The following is a 19085-nucleotide window of genomic DNA, read 5'->3' as shown; positions in this document are numbered from 1 at the left end:
ATAAAAAACTAGAAATATAAAATAAAGCCACTACTAAAAAGATCGCGGCGTTTTCACTATCAATACTTATATAATGTTACCAGCAATCACACAACTGTTACGAGTTTCATCATATTAAGTATTTTATAGCAGCAGGGCAAAAAGTACAGCTTGTGGAGAAAAAACTATATTTTAAAAAGTTTGTCTCTTGTATTATAAGGATATTCAAAAATCACACCCATCGTATTATTATCACATATTCTAATTACAAGTACTATATCATACCAATAACTATTTAGCTTCATCTTATCAGGATCATAAAAACCATAGTAAAACACTTTCCAGGCAATAGAATCTACATACCTGACTTTATACTCTTCTTTATCAAACACATTCTCCTTGACTATTCCATAATACAATACAAGTTCCTTTCCCACAGTATCATACATCATCAAGGAATCCCTAAAATACCATGTATTCTTTAAAAAAGTCCAATAGGTAATACTGTCCATATAACCACGTGGCTGAACAGGATTAACAACAGGAGGTACAATTATATCTTTTTTCTTCTTACATGCTATACAAAAGAAAAAAGCCGTAACAAGAATAATTATTCTGCATGTGCGTATATCCATTGTCTTCCTTTAGGGTTAATAACATTTAATACGGAATATAAAAAGTCCCCGTCCTAGAAAAGACAGGACCTTGCTAACCTATGAAAAACACCTTCTTAAATCTCTTTATTATAGTATATTTAAAACGAGTTCCTATCAACCTAATTCTTTTTTTTCCTATAAAGTCACGAGCATACACTTTACCCCAAAACCATATCCATTTCGCTTTCCTTCTAAAAAAACCTAAAAACTCCCGCACCCTCCCCTTTAACCCTAACACCTTCCTTGTAGCTCTTAATATCCTATCAGTGTTTTGCACATCCAATTCCATTTCGCCACTTAACCTCCTCTTTTCAAGAAAAGTAACCATAGCATTTTGGAGTTCATCTGTATCTATTAAAGCAAAAAACTCCTTTAATTCCTCAGCAGTGGATTCATAGCAATAATACCTTTTACACAAATATTCATTATGAGTTAACTCTTCCATCAATTATGGTAATTAAATAAATATCCCAAATCTCACATTTTGCAGAAATTCTACAAACAAGCACATATATTACTACATACAAGAAAAAAGAATCTCAAGTAAAAACGACACTTTTTTTTAAAAAAAAAGAGAGCGATTGCATCATATAAATATTTAAAAGAACAACGACGCATCACGCGGAGAGTATTCAAAGTCAAATATTGTCCCCATAGAATTTGTATAAACACGAATGACCAGCTTAATATCATTCCAACTAAAATCAAAAAAAGGCATGATAACACCTGACTCAATCTCCCTATATTCATGAAAACCAAGCTGATATACCCGCCTTGCAATAGGATCAACACTTTGCTCCCTATACGTTATTGACGATAAGGAATCTATTATTGACCGCCACACTAACACCCGAACATACCTCCCCAAAGTATCAAGAGAAATATAGTTTGAATCGTAACGAACTCCCATTTTCAGCAAACGCTTGTATGTCACCGAAGACAAATAGCCTTTCTGAATTTGTGGCTCCGCTGGCATTGTAATGGCTGCATGCTCTTTTTTGCATCCAATGCCTAAAAAAAACACCATCAGCCAAAGCACACTCCTATTGCTTTTTATATTCATATATCTTCATAATTTCATTTCAGGATAATATACGTACCCATTCCAAAACGATACATCTTATGCAATTTTCACTAACAACTTAAAATAGAAAAGGCCAGGCCATAGACATGGCAGCCCCCTTTGTTTGAAAAACCATAAAATCTGCGGTACTATAACAAAATCTATTTCTTGCACATATTCATTACGCACGCCAACAGAATATCTCTACCAAAATCCTAAAGTTTTTTTTGGGTAAACCAGTAAAAACATAATACCTGTGTAAATAACAGGTAACCACCCGAAAGCAGAATTAAAACACACCATCCCCCAGCGCCACAGCAACCATTTTATTTTTTTACTACCAGTTTACGTGCAAACTGTGAAACACCACCTAACTGCACACATACCTTCGATTTGTAAATCAGTAAAAGGAGTACCTATAAACACCATACCATGTATTACATCTGTAAATTTTCCGAATCCTGGTCTTTATACGATTCGTCCAAAAGCAGCAGCCGGCCACTGGAAAAAGAGGAAATAACCATTCTCAAAAAATTGTTCCCGGCAGTGCTTTCCAATAACGTGTTACAAGCCGTTGCTATAAGTTCCATTCAGCCTAACAAGCTGATGAACCTACCTATGAAGCCAAACACCAGTAACACGGCAACAGGCGAACCGGCTAAAACGTCCCCACCACCCACGCAGTAGCCCATCTCACAGGTTCTTTTGTTCCGTCCCCATCACTGCGGGGCGGAACACCTGTTGTTTCCATCTCTTACCACCGGGGAGAGGGTATACCCGTTCTTGTGCGAACGGGGCAAGATGTATAGTTGTCAGCAAAAACCTAATTAAAAGCAATATGCCCAGGCCAAAATTGGACGATACGGAAGCATTAGCCTATAAAATTTTCACCCGCGTAAATCGCCAGAAATATGAACAGTTGCAGAATTGGGCCGAGGGCTCCCGCCAGGATATGAGCGGTTTGTTACGGGATATTATTTATAACCGGCCTATCAGGATTATCACTCATGACAACACATTTAATGACACCATGCAGGAACTCGTTAAAATCAGAACTGAGTTAAAATCCATAGGTATCAATATTAATCAGATCACCAGGCTTTTCAATACCTACCCGGAAAAAACCAGAAAGGAGTTTTATGCAAAAACAGCCTTCCATCAGTACACCGCCATCCATAACCAGGTAAACCGCCTATATGTGCTTACCGAAAAACTCACTTTAAAATGGTTATCAAAATAACAAGCTCCAAACGTATGAACGACCCGCTGAACTATAACGAAAAGAAAGTAAGCGAAGGTGTTGCTCAATTAATAATGGCATCCGGTTTTGGCTGTGACATTGAAAACTTAAACACTAGCCAGAAACTACAACGTTTTCAGCACAACATCAGCCAAACCCAAAAAATCAGAACAAAGGCCCTGCATATTTTTATCAGCTTTTTGCCGGAAGATAAAATAAGCCATGATTCCATGCACGAACTGGCCAGGAAATACATAGATCGTATTGGCTTCGCAGAACAGCCCTACCTTATTTACCAACACAACGATACACACCATCCACACCTGCATATAGTAACTACACCTATAAAACAGGATGGCACCACCATCAACCTGCACAATATCGGCTCACGGCTTAGTAATCCAGCCAGACAGGCACTGGAAACAGAATACCATTTGATAAAAGCAAATGGCCGCAGCCAGGAAACGGAAGCCCATGCTTCCATGAACACCATTATCAGCAACACCATAGACAACTACAAATTCACCAGCCTGGTAGAATTCAATGCCATCCTGCGGGAGCACGGTATCATTGCCGATCCGGGGAAACCCGGAAGCTTCATGCACAAACATGGCGGGCTTCAATATTTCCGGGTAGACGATAAAGGCCGCAAAACTGGGAAACCCATCAAATCAAGCAAATTCCTGGGTAAACCAACGCTTGCCCGCATCACCCGTAAATTCCAACCTAACAGTTTTGCAAAGAATGCTTACCAGAAAAAAGTACAGGAAAAAATTGTAAACATTCTGCAACATACCCAGTCCCTCCAGGCATTGAACCAACAGCTGAAAAATGCGAACATCGGCTGTTACATAGAATACAACAGACAGGCAGAGATCACAGACATATCCTTTATTGATCACCGGTCAAAAACGGTTTACCATTCTACAGAATTGGGTTTAACAACAGATCAGGTTATTCATGCAGGGCAACAAAGATCCCCTGTATCTAAACCCACTATCGCATCTTCCAACAGAAGTTATGAATATCCTGTCTCCCTTTATTCTACCAAAGACTTCCTGATTAATCAGTTCGCGCTACTACTCACCAGTCAGCCGCAGTCAGAAGGTATGGCCGGTGACACTAACCAGAAAAAGAAAAAGAAGAAAAAGCTAAACAGATAAACAATACCACTTTGCTAACCTTAACAAGCCACCTATGCAAACCAGCGAAAATCCACAGGCGCTGGGTAAGATTATCGACTTTACCCGCCTGGTCAGCATTCTACTTTTATTCATCCACTTCTATTGCACCTGCTATACCACATTCCAGCAGCTGCACCTTACTGCAACAATCGTTGACAATGTTGTATTCAACCTGGTTACAGGCATGAAACCCTTATCACCTGGTTTCATTAAATCATCCGCATTATTGTTATTGACTGTAGCCCTCATAGGCAACAAAGGAAAAAAAGATGAAAAACAAACCATCAAACCAATAATCATTTTACTCATTTCTGGATTGATCCTTTATTATTCAGCAACATTCATTCTTTCACTATCCCTTACTGATCAAACACAGGCTAGTCTCTATATATCTATTACCGCAACTGGGTATTTACTGGTACTAACAGCAGGTAATAAAATAAGCAGGGTCATACATATTAAGTTGAACAATGACCCTTTCAACAGCTTAAATGAAACATTTCCCCAAGAAGAACGCTGGATTGAAAATGAGTTCTCAGTAAACATGAGAACCGAGTATAACCTGAAAGGAAAAATCCGTTCCGGGGTATGCAACATCCTTCAACCCCAAAGGGCAACGCTTTTGTGCGGGACGCCCGGAAGCGGTAAATCGGTATATCTCGTTCGCGCATTCATAGAGCAACACCTGGCCAAAGCCTTCACCATGTTTGTGTTTGATTACAAATTTCCTGATCTATCTAAAATCACCTATAACCATCTTTTAAAGAATATCCATAAATATAAAATACCACCACACTTCTGCGTTATCAACTTTGACGATCTCAGCAGGACACACAGGTGTAATGCTATCCCACCGCAACAGATGACGGACATAACAGATGCCACCGAGAGCAGCCGAACAATTATGCTGGCTTTGAACAGGCTCTGGATTCAACGCCAAGGGGATTTTTTTACCGAATCACCAATAAACTTTGTTACCGCCTTATTCTGGTTTCTTAAAAAATATCAAGGTGGTATCTACTGTACACTTCCGCACACAATTGAACTTTCATCCGTAGCCTATCCTGAGCTCTTTGCAGTGATGGAGCAGGAAGAAGAAATACAGATATTAATGAATCCGTTCTACTCAGCCTGGAAAGCAGGGGCAGCTGAACAATTAGAAGGACAGATAGCTTCAGCCAAAATTGGGCTCTCCCGACTGGCATCCCCTCAATTGTATTACGTACTAAGTGGCAATGACTTTACCCTGGACATAAATAACCCGGAATCACCCAAAGTCGTGGTTATGGGAAGTAACCCGCAACGCCAGGCTATCTATGGCGCAGTGCTCAGTTTGTACGCCGAAAGACTACTCAAACAAATTAACAAACCAGGCAAATTGAAGAGTTCGGTCATCATAGATGAAGCACCCACAATATATATAGGCGGTCTTGATAATCACATCGCAGTGGCCAGAGGGCGAGGTTGTTGCACCACTTTAGCGATCCAGGATTTATCGCAGTTCAGACGAGATTATGGTAAGGAACAAGCCGATGTGATCGTGAACACATGCGGCAATATTATATTATATCGGGTCAGGTATTGGGAGACAGCGCCAAGCTTTTATCTGAACGGATCGGGAAAATTGTGCAGGACAGGCAATCTATCTCAATCAACGCGAACGATACTTCCATCAGCAACTCAACTCAATTAGATTCCGCTATACCTGCTTCTAAAATTGCCAATTTATCAGCAGGCTATTTCGTGGGGGCTGTTGCAGATACGCCACAGCAACCGATGGAACACAAAACCTTCGCATCACGCTTCCTTATCGACTTCGACAAAATACAAGCAGAAGAAGCGGCATATGAAGAGATACCAGTTATACGCAATGTAACCCAGGCTGAAGTGATGGAAAACTACTACCAGATAAAACAAGATATAAAGAACCTCATTGCGTATGAACTGGCAAAGCTAAAAAAACAGTCACCGAATAATAACAACAATAAAAACAATGGCAACAATCCAGCAGTAAGTACTTAACAACTTTTACCGTTTGGTACTTCCGGTATAACGAATATCACTATCCATAATCTAAAACATAATACCATGATTTTAAAAAACCTAGAATACCTAAACCATGATGTTTTAGGTGTAACCTTTGGAATGAAAGATGTTTACAAAGATGACCTCCAGGCCAACATGAAATTAGGCAAGCCACTCTTCGATGTAGCTAAACAAAAAGATGTGGACTTTCCCACTGGTGAAGTTAACCAGAATGGTAAAGCGATATTCATTAAACAAAATGTCGCTATTCAATTTAAAAATTTCAAGAAAAAAGATGAAATGTATTTTTTAGATGGCCCCGTAAGATTCAAGGTTACCAATCTGAAAACAAAAGAAAGCAGAACTGGCAGATTCGGCGTATACTACCAAAAAGGATTTAACATGGACGAAATGCACAAGATGATGAATGATAAGATTATTTATAAACACTCAAGAGTTGGAGATAAAGAATTCGACCATATATACTACCTCAATGATCAACCAGGCCCATTAACTAAACAAAAAGAAAGCGAGGGCGAAAAAGAGCAGAAAGAAATTACCCACAAAGATTTATTCGACCCTAAGAACAATCAGCCAATCGCAGGCACCAACCCCACAGAAGGAATAGACACGGATTACCGTGTAGTAAAAAGATCATTCCAACTTAAAGACCTTGCCAGGCAAATAAGCACAGATATTCCTACCCTTGATTTTTCCCAGGAATCCAAAGAAGATATGTTGAGAAAAATATTACAAGGGGAAAAAGTTGTAACCAAATTTACAAACCAAGTAACCGGCGAACAGGAAGACATTTCGCTTGTATTAAATAAGAAAGCCGCTATATCGTACTACGACAAAAAAGGAGAAGAAATAAGAATAAATGTGAAAGAAGCTACACTAACAAACATTGGCCAGCAGTTTGCCAAAGCGGAGGATATAAAAAATGAAAATAGACCAGCAGGAACCACCCAAAGAGCCTAACAACAAACTAGCGGAGAACATCCGCTTGTTTTATTTACAAGATCATACATTAATGAATTTCCCACATACCTACAACTGGGTAAATACACAGTTCTACTCATTTGTAATAAAAAGCAACTTTTTACGTTAAGAAGCTGTCTTTATTCTTAAAATGTTAAATATTAAAAGAATAGAGGTAATTTTTGTAAATTGTAATATTCAGGAACTACTTAAATTATGAAAAGGAATTACCATATTCAACCCATTGCTGCCAATTATTGTGCAGGCTTATCCCCTCCCGGCACCTCCCGTAAAAAAAAGCCATTCTATAAATACAGCATACCAACTCCCGATGATATGGAATTATGAATTTTGTAACTACTGTATCATGCGTAATAACCTTTTTGTCTTAGAAACCCTGCTAAAAAACCATCCAACCAATGCGCAAGCGAACGCATTCCCTGAACAGAAAATTGATGAAATCACAGCACAATTCGGAAAAATCAAACAGGAATGGATGGAAAGCGCAATTCAAGTTAATAACTCCAAAACCTTGCAAAATGAAACACTTCAAACACAGTACACACTTATCCGATTGCAGTTCGTACTAGCAGACTACATGGAGATAAACTTTCCAGCCAATGCTGTTACACCTACAGAAAACATTCCAGCACTCACCCGTCTGGCTAATACCCTGGAAGAACTACAGTACGCATTACAGGAATGCTTTCTGCCATATATTGATGTTACACAACGGATACCATTAATTATAATGGACAGATTTAAAAAATCTGTGCTTAAACAACTGCCGGAGATAAAAAGATTATTCACTACCAAAAAAGTAAATACCAAATTAGCGAAAGCCATTCTACAACCATTTGAAGCTATCCTGGAGCCCATTACCGGGCAGAAAATGGCTACCGGAAAGCTTGTTACCTTGTATGAACTCATGGACAGCCTAACGGAAATGTTGAACCCCGCCAACCAGGCACCTGATATGACTATGCAACTGATTAGCTACGCCTGTTATTGTAACCTGAACAGCAGCACCGTTATTACAGCTATACAGGAAGTAATGACCCAGTATATGAAAAGTATGGAACAGCACAAAACTATACTGTATACCATAACCTACTATACCAGACATTTCGAGGAACTGAACTGTAAACCCCATTTCATCTACGACCATACCAACAGGCATGCAAAATCAATCATCCTGGAATGGCTAAAAGAATACCACACGATCTATCAAAAAGAAATGGAAGAATGGGAAGCGATTTCTGCTATACTGCCAGGCTCCAAAATACTTACCAGTTTAAAGGTGGATGAACTAGGATTTTATCTGAAACTGCTTACTGACAGGAAATATATCATGAATACTAACAAGAAGCAAATAGCAAAACTTACATGTGAATCAGTGCAAACCATCAGTAAATACCCGGTAAATCAACCGATTTCTGAATACAATCTATACAATGCCATGTACACATCAAACTATACATCTATACAGGCAGTAAGAAATATGCTGGCAGAACTACAGGCTGACGCTACAACTGCATTAAAAGAACTAAACAAGAACAATGTGGAATAAAATAAAAGTCAATCACTTATAAAGTATACTACCCCAATTTTACAACCCCAACTACAACCCCGCTACAACCCATAATAATTTCGGGTATAACCTTGTTGCAACCCATATAACCAACTCAGCAACAACCGACTATTTTGCATGTACCACATGTAAGGTATTGTTATTGTTCATATTTTACCAAATAACATTCCTCACCTGAAAATGTGGAACCTATGCACTTATCCAATACTACTACGAATCTCCATCACTCTCTCAAAGATGAAATTGACGAAATAATGTCACAGCCGGAAACGCTCACATTACGCTATGGGAAAATCGCGCAAACAGCATCAGATAAAATAGAGCAAATAAACCAGCTGCTCTTTACCCAGGAATTTAATAATGAAGCGGAAGAAATCAATTTCTTTAAAAACATTCTTCCTCCCTTGTATGCCACCTATATGCGGTATGTTTCATTTTACCATATTGAAACCCGCAAACCTATTGGCATCAAAAAAACACTGGAGCGCTATTTCAAAAAAGAACTGAAGAAAATTGAAGACTATAGCACACAACATGCTGAACTTTCCTTCTATCTGAAATCAGGTAATACCCACCTGGATCACCTGTATTTCGTTCGAGCCAGAAGCATCAACGACCACTCCGTAGATAACTTCTTTCCAGCCATCAATAAAAGATGCTGTACCATTTACTCCTTACGTATTGCTTTATTACTAGCGAATGAAGTAATTAAAGATTACCTATATCAATCCCTCACTCATATTAAAGAAAGCTACACCATAGGTAGCATCTTTGACAAATCAACTTTCCCATCCGTAAAACCGCTTACATGGACAGGTAGCAAAACAGACCTCATAGAACTGGCTTATGCCCTACAGACAGACGGCTGTTTCAACGAAGGCAAAGCACAGTTAAACCAGATCATAGAATACCTGGAGACTATCTTTTATATCAACCTGGGTAATACAACCCGCGTGTTCCAGGACATACTGGCACGTAAAATGGGCTATACTAAATTTATCGACAGGCTGAAAAACAGGCTTGAAAATCGAATCGAGAAAATAGAAGAAAAGAATAGAAAATAACCCCACCCTAAACCCTTAATAAACTTACATTTTTCTTCCTGATGCTTTCTCTATAATCATCCTCCAGCTTTTTCGCTAAAACTGGATTCTTTACTCTCCAGGCCATTTCTTCCATAATAATATTCCCCTGATGTTCAAACAATTTTCTCCCGGTCGATAAATGTAGTTTAATCATATCTTCTGCATAAACCGTTTTAGGAGAGGGGAAATTAGGGATAATATTAGGCAGGTGAATATTCTTAATAAGCCTATATTTTGTAAATATCTGATACCATTCCTTATCATACATTGCATAGGCATTGTAATAAAGTAACATCTGCTCTTCTACACTTAGCTGCGCCCGTAGAATTTTCATAAGCTCATATCTATCTTCTACAGATATATCATGTTTGGAAGTAGTTATATAATGAGCAGTTTGAAACAAATGCCTGAGATAAGTACCCAACTGAGAAGAATGCCCCTCAAATCTACGATATACTTTTATATCCAAGTTTAACTCTTTCTCATAAATATGCCAATCCTCGGCAGACTTACCACCACTCCATACTTCAAAAGCCTTTATAATCTGCCTAACTCTCCCCCTATTCTCATACCCCAAATAACGATTCCTGTAAAAAAGCTGTCCTTCTTCACTAATACCAAAAAATAATATCCAGAAAGCCAACTTCGCAGGATGACCTGGCAGTTTCGTTTTCCCTTCTTCGTTCCAGTAATGGAATACCACACGATATATGTTTGCGAATTCCTTTAACAATTCAGGAAAACACGCTTTCCCATTCACACGGCCACCACGGCTCCAAGTAGACATAGCAGCAACATTCTCCTTATGTAATCTCAATAGCTCAAAAAAACGGGCTTCTACACGCTCCTTATCAGAATCTGCCTGCTGCTTTGCAAGCTCCTGTTTCTGTAATTGGTTCGCCCGATACTGTACGTAGAAAGCAACAAAGGTCAGAAACGCACACAACATACTTATCCAGGGAGCGGTCGTTCCTCCTATAAAATCACCAACAGGGCCATTTGTCCTAATGTCCTTATCATGAAATACACGATTCATGATAAACGGAAAGGCTATTGTACAAAGCATCCATATGAAAACAATAACCGAAACAACGGACAAGGTTTTATTATCTTCTATAAACTTTACAATCCGTTGTGCAAGTGTCTTCTTTTGCTCTTCCTTATTCATACAAGCAGCAGTGTAAAAGGATTCTGAATTAATTTGAAACTTACCAAATATAAGACTGCGTAATATTTCAACCATCAAATAATAAATAATTATATCCCAGTCTGCGAGCAAACTGTGAAACACCCCTTTCCCACCAACGCATCTTTGCTATAGAAACAATTCACGCACACTAAATGCTAACAGTATGCAAAACACCATCTTTATCATCTCCGCTATATCAGCTGCCCTGATTATAGCCGTAGTCATCCCCCTACTAATCGCGCAGAAACTCAAACTCGCCATCGGGCATATTACCAGGACTGAAGAACCCACAGCCACTGCCAGTAATAATCTACGCCATGAAATCATTGCGCCCATTAGCACCATGACACATGCCACACAACAGTGGCGTATTGAAATAGAAGAAACACCAGAAGAAGAAGAGTTCTCTTTGGAAGATGGAGAATGGCTTCCAATGGCAGAAAGCATTCTGTTAAAACAAGCGGAAGAAGTGGTAGACGAAGTTCAGGACACCATTAATCACATGGCTTCTTTACCGGTAAACCCCGAAGAGCTTACCAGCAAATTGAATGCTATCCTTTCCAACTATTCCATATTCAAAAACACAGAATACTTCCAGGCTATAAACAATTATGTAATCCTTGCTGCTAAACGTGATTGCGATATTGAACTATCAGACGCTACCGTAAACCAGCTATGGCTATAACTACCCCTCTCATCCACAAGGCCCGTCTGATCCGTCTCCTATAAACACCCATCACAGGCGGGCCTTCTCTTCCAGTCATCATTTACAAATAACCTATAAAACACCTATTATGTATCACAAAATACGTAAACGCTACCGCTATGTCCGTCCTCTAACACTTTTCGTTTCCGCTTTACTTATCGTAGCAATGGCAAAAGCAGGAACAGCAGACGGAGACACCGGCATTAAAGCCGCTACCGATTTATTAAACAAGTATTTCAAGACCGGCACCATACTACTCTATTCCATAGGCGCAGTTGTTGGCCTGGTAGGCGCTTCAAAAGTCTACTCGAAATGGAGTAACGGTGATAGCGATACCACCAAGGTTGCATCCGCATGGTTCGGGGCATGTATTTTCTTAGTGGTAGTGGCCACTGTATTATCATCATTCTTTGGCGTAGAACAATAAGGCATGTCTGTATTAGAAGTCAATAAAGGAGTAAACAGACCTATTGTTTTCAAAGGCTTCAAAGCACAGTATATAAGCTTTTTGGCCATCGGACTGGTAGCTATACTTCTCATATTTGCTATACTCTATGTGATAGGTGTAAACATATATGTAACATTAATAGTAGTGCTACCATCCGGGGCCGCCTATATGGCCTACATACAAAACCTCAGTAAGAAATACGGACAACACGGACTAATGAAAAACATGGCGAATAAAATACTCCCTGACAACATCACCACCAACTCAGCCAACATCTTCCAACAGATAAATACCACCTATGAAATCAACACCACTGGAAAAGATATTCCCCATACTAAAAGTTGAGAACAACTGTATCATCAATCACCAGGCAGACATTACGGTAGCGTTTAAAATCACTTTGCCGGAAATCTTCACCATGTCTGCCAGTGATTATGAATCTATACATAACACGTTCGTGAAAGCAATCCGTATACTGCCACCTCACTCACTGCTTCATAAACAGGATTGGTTTGTGGCTACAGATTATACACCGGATTTTGACAAAGAGCAGTCCTTCTTTTCACGAGCCAGCGAACGCCACTTTAACGAACGCCCATATCTCGACCATTCCAGCTATATATATCTCACCAAAAAAGGAGAAACAAAAAGGGCTGCATCCCCCATGAATTCCTCCCTACTCAAAAAGAACCTGGTGCCTAAACAGGCCATGAACGAAAAGGATATTGAACAATTCCTGGATAAAACAGGCCAGTTTCAAAAAATCCTGGAAGACAGTGGCTTTATCAAAATGGAAAGGCTCACCACCGAACAGCTGGCCAGTGGTGACAACCCCGGCCTAATTGAAAAATACTGTTACCTGCAACTGGACGGCCAGCCTATCATACGTGATATTGAGCTAAAACCCACGCTGAAAGTAGGAAACCTCAACTGCCAGATTTTTACCCTGGCAGATATGGAGGACATGCCTTCGCTGTGTGGGCAAAGCATTAACTACGAAAAGTACTCTACCGAACAGACACGCTTTTCGGTAGGTTTTACCGCCCCCATATGCCAGCTGTTAAGCTGCAACCACATATATAACCAGTATATCATTATCAGTGATGCACAGGAAACCATAAAGAAAATGGAAGCAAAAGCCCTTCGCCTGCATTCATTGTCTACCTACTCCCGTGAGAACACCATCACCCGTGATGCTACTAATAAATTCCTGAATGAAGCGATTGCACAGCAAAGGCTCCCAATAAAAGCCCACTTTAACATCCTTACCTGGAGTGAACGTAAAGAAGATGGTAAGGAAATACGCAACCAGGTATCTGCTGCATTGGCTCAGTTGGATGCCAGGACAAAAGAAGAATCCGTAAACGCTGCGCACCTGTATTGGTGTGCCATACCGGGCAACGCTGGTGAACTTCCCGCTAATGAAATGTTCGACACATTTGCCGAACAGGCCGCATGCTTTTTTAATACAGAAACGAACTACCAGAGCTCCATCAGCCCTATAGGCATACGCTTCGGGGATCGGCTGTCAGGAAATCCCCTGCATGTAGACATATCGGATGAACCCATGCGCAAAGGTATCTGTACCAATCGCAATAAGTTTATCCTGGGCCCATCAGGTTCTGGTAAAAGTTTTTTTACCAACCATATGATGCGCAGCTACTATGAATGCGGGGCACATATCGTTATAGTAGATGTGGGACACTCCTATAAAGGGCTTTGTGAGCTGGTAAATGGCTATTACTATACCTACTCAGAAACAAACCCTATTAAGTTCAACCCATTCTTTATTGATGGCGGCGTGCTGGATACGGAGAAAAAAGAATCCATTAAAACCCTGCTACTGGCACTATGGAAAAAAGAAGACCAGTCGTACACCAGGGCTGAATATATCGCCCTATCCAATGCACTGCAATCCTATTACGATAAACTGGACAAGCACCCGGATATATTCCCATGCTTTGACACCTTCTATGATTTTCTGAAAAATGAATTCAACCATCAGTTAGGCCAGGATGGTATCAAAGAAAAAGACTTTGACATAACAAACCTTCTTTATGTGCTACGACCATACGCCAAAGGTGGTGAGTATGACTATCTACTGAATGCGCGAGAGAACCTGCAAATGCTGGATCAGCCCTTCATTGTATTTGAAATTGATGCTTTGAAGGATCACCCGATTTTGTTTACAGTTACAACGATCACGATTATGGAAATATTTATTTCCAAGATGCGAAAACTAAAAGGCATCCGCAAAGTGATCCTCATAGAAGAAGCCTGGAAAGCCATCGCACGGGCAGGTATGGCAGAATATATAAAATATCTTTTTAAGACTGTACGTAAGCATTTTGGGGAAGCGATTGTCGTGAGCCAGGAGGTTGCCGACATTATCAGCTCAGACATTATTAAAGATGCCATCATTAATAACAGCGACTGCAAAATCTTGCTGGATCAAAGCAAGTACGTCAATAAATTCCACCAGGTACAATCACTACTAGGATTAACCGATAAAGAAAAAGCCCTTATCCTTTCGATGAATAAGGCCAACGATCCGAAACTGAAATACAAAGAGGTTTTTATATCACTGGGAGGTATCCTTTCCAAAGTATACAGAACAGAAGTATCCCTGGAAGAATACCTGTGCTATAGCACGGAAGAAAAGGAAAAGGTACAGGTGCAGGCATATGCTGCACGGTATGGCTCCATGCAGAAAGGTATTGCCATGTTAGCCCAGCAATTACGCTCCGCAGCATAACACCGGAATTTTCACCTATAAATATCAATTATGAAAACACTGTTGATTATTTCTACAGCAACCTGCATCTTATCGGCATGCAGCAGCAATCAGCCACAACCAGCAACATCACCACAGCCAGCAGCCACCTCATTACAGGTGCAACCGGCAAGACGGCTGTTTGCATCAGGCACCTATGTGTTCACCAGCGAAAGCCACATTGCTTTTAACACAGACACGATCAAGGTGGCAAAAGTACTTTCCACTGCAACGACCTATCAGATCACACGTAAAACCACCTACCAGAAAATTATATGCGGCATGATCGGGCCCGCTCAGGTGTTAACCCAGTATTGCACCGGTAGTTACGATGCAATGACCCGTACCATGTTCCTGATACCTTCCGGCTACCGCCTGCTATATCAGAAAAACGGGGCACTGGAATTAAACGAAGCACTCTATGAAAAAGTAGAATAGATCACACTAGCTAACCACCATTTATGAAAAACACCATCATCAGACTATTAATAGCAGTGCTGTTAATAGTCTCCCCTTCACTTACCTATAAAGCACAGGCACAAGACCCTATTGTAGAAGCGGTTAAAGCAGCTGTTAAAAGAGTAATCAAAGCAGTGGACTTGCAGGTTCAGCGGTGGCAGAACCAGGTACTTGACTTGCAAAACATCCAGAGGGAAGCAGAAAACCTGCTATCCAAACTGAAATTACAGGATATAGCCGACTGGACAAATAAGCAAAAGCAGTTGTACTCCGATTACTTTGATGAATTGTGGCGGGTAAAAACAGTCATCACCTATTATAACCGGCTTGCCCAAATCTATAATATGCAAAAGCAGATTGTCACTGAATACGGTATTGCTTATTCTATTATATCCCAGGACAATCACTTTACACCGGCAGAACAGGATCGTATCCATACCATTTATACCAACCTTCTCACAGAAAGCCTTTCCGGTATTGATGACGTGATAGGTATGATGAAATCCTTTACCGTACAAATGTCGGACGCAGACAGGCTGGTTATTATCAACAAAACAGCAGACGCACTGGAAGAACACCTCAGTGACCTGCGGGAATTCAACCAGGACAATAAACTACTGAGCCTGCAACGCTCAAAAAACCAGGAAGAAATTGACTTTATTAAAAAACTATACAATTTCTAAGCTATGCAATATGACATATATCCCGAAGGGCATCCACATTACCTGGATTACAAATTTACAAAACACATATGCTAATCAGGCCATGCCAGTTTTATCAGGTAAAACCAAAGATTATAAAATATACCAACTATGGAAAACCAGCCATCAAATACCAACACCACACCGGATATATACACACCGGATACATTCACCTTGAAATTGCTACTGGCAGGTTTTGTTACGTCTGATGACGAAAAGTTTCTCCGAAACTCATTAAAGAACTACACCATAAGATCATTGGCTGATAAAACAAAAAAGCCCCTTGAAATCACCGTAAAATCTAACTTGCTTTTTGCAGCACCAGTACAAACCACTTTCCAATTGGAGCACGTTACCGGGTTGAGCTCTTTACAGGTAAAAAACATACACTGTAAGCAAGGATCACGTCTGAAAAACATACCGGTACAGGATTTCAGAAAAATAACCATTTATAATATTGGCGATGAATTTCGTTTAGGCTTATATGATTCACCCAGTCACAACGTAAAACATCAGCAGGTACACCTTATTGCAGACAAACTACTGTATGCCGGTTACATTAAACAAAAAGACTTTCCCGGCTTCACCCGTCACCTGGACAACCTTTTGGATATAGCCAAATCAAAGAACCAGGAATCAAGTACGTTTAATCTGTCACTGGAAACGAATGTAAAAAATGAACCACCCATTACCTCTGACATAGAGCTCAGGTATTACAAAGAAAAAGACCAGCTTTTCTTCAGAAAAATTTCCTATACCAACCGCATTGAAACCATTGAATTGGCTTCCCCGCTTAATAAGCGGCTACCGTCTATTAAAATGGTGGCTGAAGCACTGCAACCTTTAAAACCAGGCCATGATCACAGTGCAAGCGTTGTTACTAACCTGCACCCCGAAAAGAAAAAGGCAGGAAAGTACAATAAAAAACAGTAACGCTTTTAATCCCAAATCAGCACTTGTCTTTATCAGGAAACTATACAAATAATCACCTATGCAATATCCATTACCACAATCTAACAAACCTTACTACGTGTTTTCCACGGAGCAGTTTGCCAAACAGCTTGTCAATAATGGATTCTTACAGGTTTCCAAATTTAATTTACTGAAATGGGCACTGGATAATCATATCAACAAGTATATAAACAAACATCACAACAAGCCATTGTCGATAGCTATAAAATCTGAAATCCCGCGTAACAAAAAAATCACCACGCGGCTTACTTTCAAATATCACGAACAACAAGCTTCCCTTCAACTGCTACACATCAAATGCCAGCAAGGTAACCGTAAACTGGATATTAAACCAGCAGACTTTGAACAAATAGATATTCCCGGACTGGTTAATACTTTCAGCCAGGATATTCTATTTGTAAAACAACCTGACAACTATAAGCCATCCGTTATATCTTTTACAGACAAACTACTCCAAAGTCAGTTTATCACAAAAGACCAGGTGCCCACCGTCAAAGACGCACTGGCAAGGCACATCAACAGTATAAGCGAAACAATCAACCGTAAAAAAGAATTCATTTTAAAGCTCACTACTGATACCGCCCCAAAGGGCACCATCTATTCCGAAATAAAGCTAAAGTATGACATCCAAAAAGATGCCCTGTATATTATGGGCATACATTGTCAGGCAGGTAACCAGGTAAAAAACTTCTTACCACCTACCTCTATTCCCCTACCCGCTTTATCCACGGTTAAACAATCCCTGTCCTGGAATAACTCCCGAAAAAATCCCAAGCAGCAAAACCTAGACACTGCCAACCACAACACCATACCTACCTCCAGCTACAAACGTATTGTACCAGAAAAAAAAAGATAAAGTCTTTACCTATGAGCCAGAACACACCATACAACAAAACACAGTCAGAACAATCTCCAGGTGAAAACAAGCGCGAGCATTTAGTCGCTTTCGAGCCATTTGTGGAAGGACTGGTTAAAAGTGCGTATATACCAGAAGGCCAACAAGCCACCTACAGAAGCCTTATATATCAAAATGTCGTAGAAAAAGACGAAATCAATTATACCAACAAATTCAAAGGCAACCTAAGCATCATTACTAAAATGGAGGTAGGCTTTTTATCCTCCAAATTCCTGCTGAAATATGACGGCGCTACTTTAAAGCTGGAAGTAACAGGATTGATTTGTAGCAACCATAATGCCACCAAATTTATTACCCCCTTACAGGAAGGTCACATACCCAACGCAGTAGCAGTAGACAAGCTATTGAGCGACACGAAAGAAATCCGGTCAAGACATGCCATACTCCCATCTTCCGAACAAGCCACCATCAATAGCAACACGCCACCTGCTGAACAGAAAAACAAAACATTCAAAAAAAGATTATAAAAACACCACCTATGAACAAAGCACTTCTCATAATCCTGCTATTATGTTTACCAGTCTTCAGCCAGTCACAAACATTTAGCGAATGGTTCAAACAGAATAAAACCCAAAAAAAATACCTGTTAGCCCATATCGCCAAGCTTCAGCTGTTTTTGGAACGTCTCAAAAAAGGCTATGATATAGCCAAAGACGGCCTGAACCTGATTGGCACCATCAAAGACGGTGATTTTTCCCTGCACAGCGCTTTTTTCAATCACCTGCAAACAGTGAGCCCCGCAGTAACCGGTTACTCCAAAGCTGCCGCTATCGCTACCATACAGACAGAATCCCTTCAGCTATACAGGAATGCACGTACTACTTTTATCGCCAGCGGCATGCTTACAGCCAAAGAGCAGGATGATTGCTTTTCCATCATTAGCGATATTCTCTCAGAGATTGCAACGCAGGTAGCAGACCTGGTTACCATCCTTACATCCGGCCAACTTGAAATGACCGACCATCAACGCATCACTGCCATAGATGCCATCTACACCAACTCCACAGACACCAAAATCAGCTTTCATCAATTTATCAATGACATTACCGGCCTTATCAGTTTCCGTCAATCTGAACAGAAAGACATATCCCTATTAGAATCACTTTCCAGATAAAGC

23 protein-coding genes are annotated in these 19085 nt (G+C 40.2%); 19 read left to right on the top strand and 4 right to left on the bottom strand.

Going from position 1 to position 19085, the window contains the following annotated elements:
* Window positions 1-164: 164 nt before the first annotated feature.
* The 3 genes from FLA_RS02220 to FLA_RS02210 all read right to left on the bottom strand — a co-directional run bounded on the left by FLA_RS02220 (window position 165) and on the right by FLA_RS02210 (window position 1698).
* Window positions 165-614, bottom strand: a complete 450-nt coding sequence (locus FLA_RS02220) for a hypothetical protein (RefSeq protein WP_076381772.1) — start codon at window positions 612-614, stop codon at window positions 165-167.
* 73 nt (window positions 615-687) lie between these two features.
* A complete protein-coding gene (locus FLA_RS02215; protein ID WP_076381771.1) occupies window positions 688-1080 on the bottom strand; it encodes a hypothetical protein in 393 nt (130 codons plus the stop codon).
* Between the two features lie 153 nt (window positions 1081-1233).
* A complete protein-coding gene (locus FLA_RS02210) occupies window positions 1234-1698 on the bottom strand; it encodes a hypothetical protein (RefSeq protein ID WP_076381770.1) in 465 nt (154 codons plus the stop codon).
* A 432-nt stretch (window positions 1699-2130) separates the two neighbouring features.
* Here FLA_RS02210 and FLA_RS02205 point away from each other — a divergent pair, with 432 nt between their 5' ends.
* The 9 genes from FLA_RS02205 to FLA_RS02175 all read left to right on the top strand — a co-directional run bounded on the left by FLA_RS02205 (window position 2131) and on the right by FLA_RS02175 (window position 9783).
* On the top strand, window positions 2131-2385 hold the full coding sequence (locus tag FLA_RS02205) for a hypothetical protein (protein ID WP_076381769.1): 255 nt from the start codon (window positions 2131-2133) through the stop codon (window positions 2383-2385).
* 151 nt (window positions 2386-2536) lie between these two features.
* The gene (locus FLA_RS02200) at window positions 2537-2938 is read left to right on the top strand and encodes a plasmid mobilization protein (protein WP_076381768.1); all 402 of its coding nucleotides are present in this window, start codon (window positions 2537-2539) and stop codon (window positions 2936-2938) included.
* Window positions 2923-4101 carry a relaxase/mobilization nuclease domain-containing protein gene (locus tag FLA_RS02195; RefSeq protein ID WP_076381767.1) on the top strand — a complete coding sequence of 393 codons (1179 nt, stop codon included), beginning with the start codon at window positions 2923-2925 and terminating at the stop codon, window positions 4099-4101. Before FLA_RS02200 ends, FLA_RS02195 begins: the two co-directional genes overlap by 16 nt.
* A 34-nt stretch (window positions 4102-4135) precedes the next feature.
* A complete protein-coding gene (locus FLA_RS02190; RefSeq protein WP_231940379.1) occupies window positions 4136-5815 on the top strand; it encodes a YWFCY domain-containing protein in 1680 nt (559 codons plus the stop codon).
* Entirely contained in the window at window positions 5749-6144 is a 396-nt protein-coding gene (locus FLA_RS31780; protein WP_231940378.1) for a hypothetical protein, read from the top strand. The genes FLA_RS02190 and FLA_RS31780 overlap by 67 nt, the downstream gene beginning before the upstream one ends.
* A gap of 66 nt (window positions 6145-6210) precedes the next feature.
* Window positions 6211-7128 (top strand): hypothetical protein, encoded by a 918-nt coding sequence (locus FLA_RS02185; protein WP_076381766.1) that lies wholly within the window; start codon window positions 6211-6213, stop codon window positions 7126-7128.
* Between the two features lie 216 nt (window positions 7129-7344).
* Window positions 7345-7476: a hypothetical protein gene (locus FLA_RS31920; RefSeq protein WP_262496025.1), complete on the top strand. Its 132-nt coding sequence runs from the start codon at window positions 7345-7347 to the stop codon at window positions 7474-7476.
* Between the two features lie 250 nt (window positions 7477-7726).
* The gene (locus FLA_RS02180; RefSeq protein ID WP_144264147.1) at window positions 7727-8698 is read left to right on the top strand and encodes a hypothetical protein; all 972 of its coding nucleotides are present in this window, start codon (window positions 7727-7729) and stop codon (window positions 8696-8698) included.
* Window positions 8699-8910: 212 nt separating this feature from the next.
* Complete coding sequence (locus tag FLA_RS02175; protein ID WP_084206473.1) at window positions 8911-9783, top strand: RteC domain-containing protein; 873 nt, start codon at window positions 8911-8913, stop codon at window positions 9781-9783.
* 7 nt (window positions 9784-9790) lie between these two features.
* On the opposite strand, the gene FLA_RS02170 is transcribed toward FLA_RS02175, so the two are convergent.
* Complete coding sequence (locus FLA_RS02170; RefSeq protein ID WP_159445175.1) at window positions 9791-10972, bottom strand: putative phage abortive infection protein; 1182 nt, start codon at window positions 10970-10972, stop codon at window positions 9791-9793.
* Between the two features lie 184 nt (window positions 10973-11156).
* Here FLA_RS02170 and FLA_RS02160 point away from each other — a divergent pair, with 184 nt between their 5' ends.
* From FLA_RS02160 to FLA_RS02115, 10 genes are all read left to right on the top strand, one after another.
* Complete coding sequence (locus tag FLA_RS02160) at window positions 11157-11678, top strand: hypothetical protein (RefSeq protein ID WP_076381762.1); 522 nt, start codon at window positions 11157-11159, stop codon at window positions 11676-11678.
* A gap of 187 nt (window positions 11679-11865) precedes the next feature.
* The gene (locus tag FLA_RS02155; protein WP_231940377.1) at window positions 11866-12126 is read left to right on the top strand and encodes a DUF4134 domain-containing protein; all 261 of its coding nucleotides are present in this window, start codon (window positions 11866-11868) and stop codon (window positions 12124-12126) included.
* Between the two features lie 3 nt (window positions 12127-12129).
* Entirely contained in the window at window positions 12130-12492 is a 363-nt protein-coding gene (locus tag FLA_RS02150; protein ID WP_076381760.1) for a DUF4133 domain-containing protein, read from the top strand.
* Complete coding sequence (locus FLA_RS02145) at window positions 12446-14902, top strand: TraG family conjugative transposon ATPase (protein WP_076381759.1); 2457 nt, start codon at window positions 12446-12448, stop codon at window positions 14900-14902. The genes FLA_RS02150 and FLA_RS02145 overlap by 47 nt, the downstream gene beginning before the upstream one ends.
* A 30-nt stretch (window positions 14903-14932) precedes the next feature.
* Window positions 14933-15358, top strand: a complete 426-nt coding sequence (locus FLA_RS02140; RefSeq protein ID WP_076381758.1) for a hypothetical protein — start codon at window positions 14933-14935, stop codon at window positions 15356-15358.
* A 23-nt stretch (window positions 15359-15381) separates the two neighbouring features.
* Entirely contained in the window at window positions 15382-16062 is a 681-nt protein-coding gene (locus tag FLA_RS02135) for a hypothetical protein (RefSeq protein WP_076381757.1), read from the top strand.
* Window positions 16063-16191: 129 nt separating this feature from the next.
* On the top strand, window positions 16192-17013 hold the full coding sequence (locus FLA_RS02130) for a hypothetical protein (RefSeq protein ID WP_076381756.1): 822 nt from the start codon (window positions 16192-16194) through the stop codon (window positions 17011-17013).
* 58 nt (window positions 17014-17071) lie between these two features.
* Window positions 17072-17908: a hypothetical protein gene (locus FLA_RS02125; protein ID WP_076381755.1), complete on the top strand. Its 837-nt coding sequence runs from the start codon at window positions 17072-17074 to the stop codon at window positions 17906-17908.
* An 11-nt stretch (window positions 17909-17919) separates the two neighbouring features.
* Window positions 17920-18435, top strand: coding sequence for a hypothetical protein (locus FLA_RS02120; protein WP_076381754.1), 516 nt, complete (start codon window positions 17920-17922; stop codon window positions 18433-18435).
* Window positions 18436-18584: 149 nt separating this feature from the next.
* Window positions 18585-19082, top strand: coding sequence for a hypothetical protein (locus FLA_RS02115; RefSeq protein ID WP_144264145.1), 498 nt, complete (start codon window positions 18585-18587; stop codon window positions 19080-19082).
* Window positions 19083-19085: the final 3 nt, after the last annotated feature.

This window comes from Filimonas lacunae, from assembly GCF_002355595.1.
Taxonomy (GTDB): domain Bacteria; phylum Bacteroidota; class Bacteroidia; order Chitinophagales; family Chitinophagaceae; genus Filimonas; species Filimonas lacunae.
Note: the sequence above shows the minus strand (reverse complement) of the source record. Positions and strands in the feature narration are given on the sequence as shown.

Excerpts from the sequence above, each read along its gene's own strand:
- FLA_RS02220 (WP_076381772.1), bottom strand. The coding sequence starts at position 614 with ATGGATATACGCACATGCAGAATAATTATTCTTGTTACGGCTTTTTTC.
- FLA_RS02215 (WP_076381771.1), bottom strand. The coding sequence starts at position 1,080 with ATGGAAGAGTTAACTCATAATGAATATTTGTGTAAAAGGTATTATTGC.
- FLA_RS02210 (WP_076381770.1), bottom strand. The coding sequence starts at position 1,698 with ATGAATATAAAAAGCAATAGGAGTGTGCTTTGGCTGATGGTGTTTTTT.
- FLA_RS02205 (WP_076381769.1), top strand. The coding sequence starts at position 2,131 with ATGTATTACATCTGTAAATTTTCCGAATCCTGGTCTTTATACGATTCG.
- FLA_RS02200 (WP_076381768.1), top strand. The coding sequence starts at position 2,537 with ATGCCCAGGCCAAAATTGGACGATACGGAAGCATTAGCCTATAAAATT.
- FLA_RS02195 (WP_076381767.1), top strand. The coding sequence starts at position 2,923 with ATGGTTATCAAAATAACAAGCTCCAAACGTATGAACGACCCGCTGAAC.
- FLA_RS02190 (WP_231940379.1), top strand. The coding sequence starts at position 4,136 with ATGCAAACCAGCGAAAATCCACAGGCGCTGGGTAAGATTATCGACTTT.
- FLA_RS02185 (WP_076381766.1), top strand. The coding sequence starts at position 6,211 with ATGATTTTAAAAAACCTAGAATACCTAAACCATGATGTTTTAGGTGTA.
- FLA_RS31920 (WP_262496025.1), top strand. The coding sequence starts at position 7,345 with ATGAAAAGGAATTACCATATTCAACCCATTGCTGCCAATTATTGTGCA.
- FLA_RS02180 (WP_144264147.1), top strand. The coding sequence starts at position 7,727 with ATGGAGATAAACTTTCCAGCCAATGCTGTTACACCTACAGAAAACATT.
- FLA_RS02175 (WP_084206473.1), top strand. The coding sequence starts at position 8,911 with ATGCACTTATCCAATACTACTACGAATCTCCATCACTCTCTCAAAGAT.
- FLA_RS02170 (WP_159445175.1), bottom strand. The coding sequence starts at position 10,972 with ATGAATAAGGAAGAGCAAAAGAAGACACTTGCACAACGGATTGTAAAG.
- FLA_RS02160 (WP_076381762.1), top strand. The coding sequence starts at position 11,157 with ATGCAAAACACCATCTTTATCATCTCCGCTATATCAGCTGCCCTGATT.
- FLA_RS02155 (WP_231940377.1), top strand. The coding sequence starts at position 11,866 with ATGGCAAAAGCAGGAACAGCAGACGGAGACACCGGCATTAAAGCCGCT.
- FLA_RS02150 (WP_076381760.1), top strand. The coding sequence starts at position 12,130 with ATGTCTGTATTAGAAGTCAATAAAGGAGTAAACAGACCTATTGTTTTC.
- FLA_RS02145 (WP_076381759.1), top strand. The coding sequence starts at position 12,446 with ATGAAATCAACACCACTGGAAAAGATATTCCCCATACTAAAAGTTGAG.
- FLA_RS02140 (WP_076381758.1), top strand. The coding sequence starts at position 14,933 with ATGAAAACACTGTTGATTATTTCTACAGCAACCTGCATCTTATCGGCA.
- FLA_RS02135 (WP_076381757.1), top strand. The coding sequence starts at position 15,382 with ATGAAAAACACCATCATCAGACTATTAATAGCAGTGCTGTTAATAGTC.
- FLA_RS02130 (WP_076381756.1), top strand. The coding sequence starts at position 16,192 with ATGGAAAACCAGCCATCAAATACCAACACCACACCGGATATATACACA.
- FLA_RS02125 (WP_076381755.1), top strand. The coding sequence starts at position 17,072 with ATGCAATATCCATTACCACAATCTAACAAACCTTACTACGTGTTTTCC.
- FLA_RS02120 (WP_076381754.1), top strand. The coding sequence starts at position 17,920 with ATGAGCCAGAACACACCATACAACAAAACACAGTCAGAACAATCTCCA.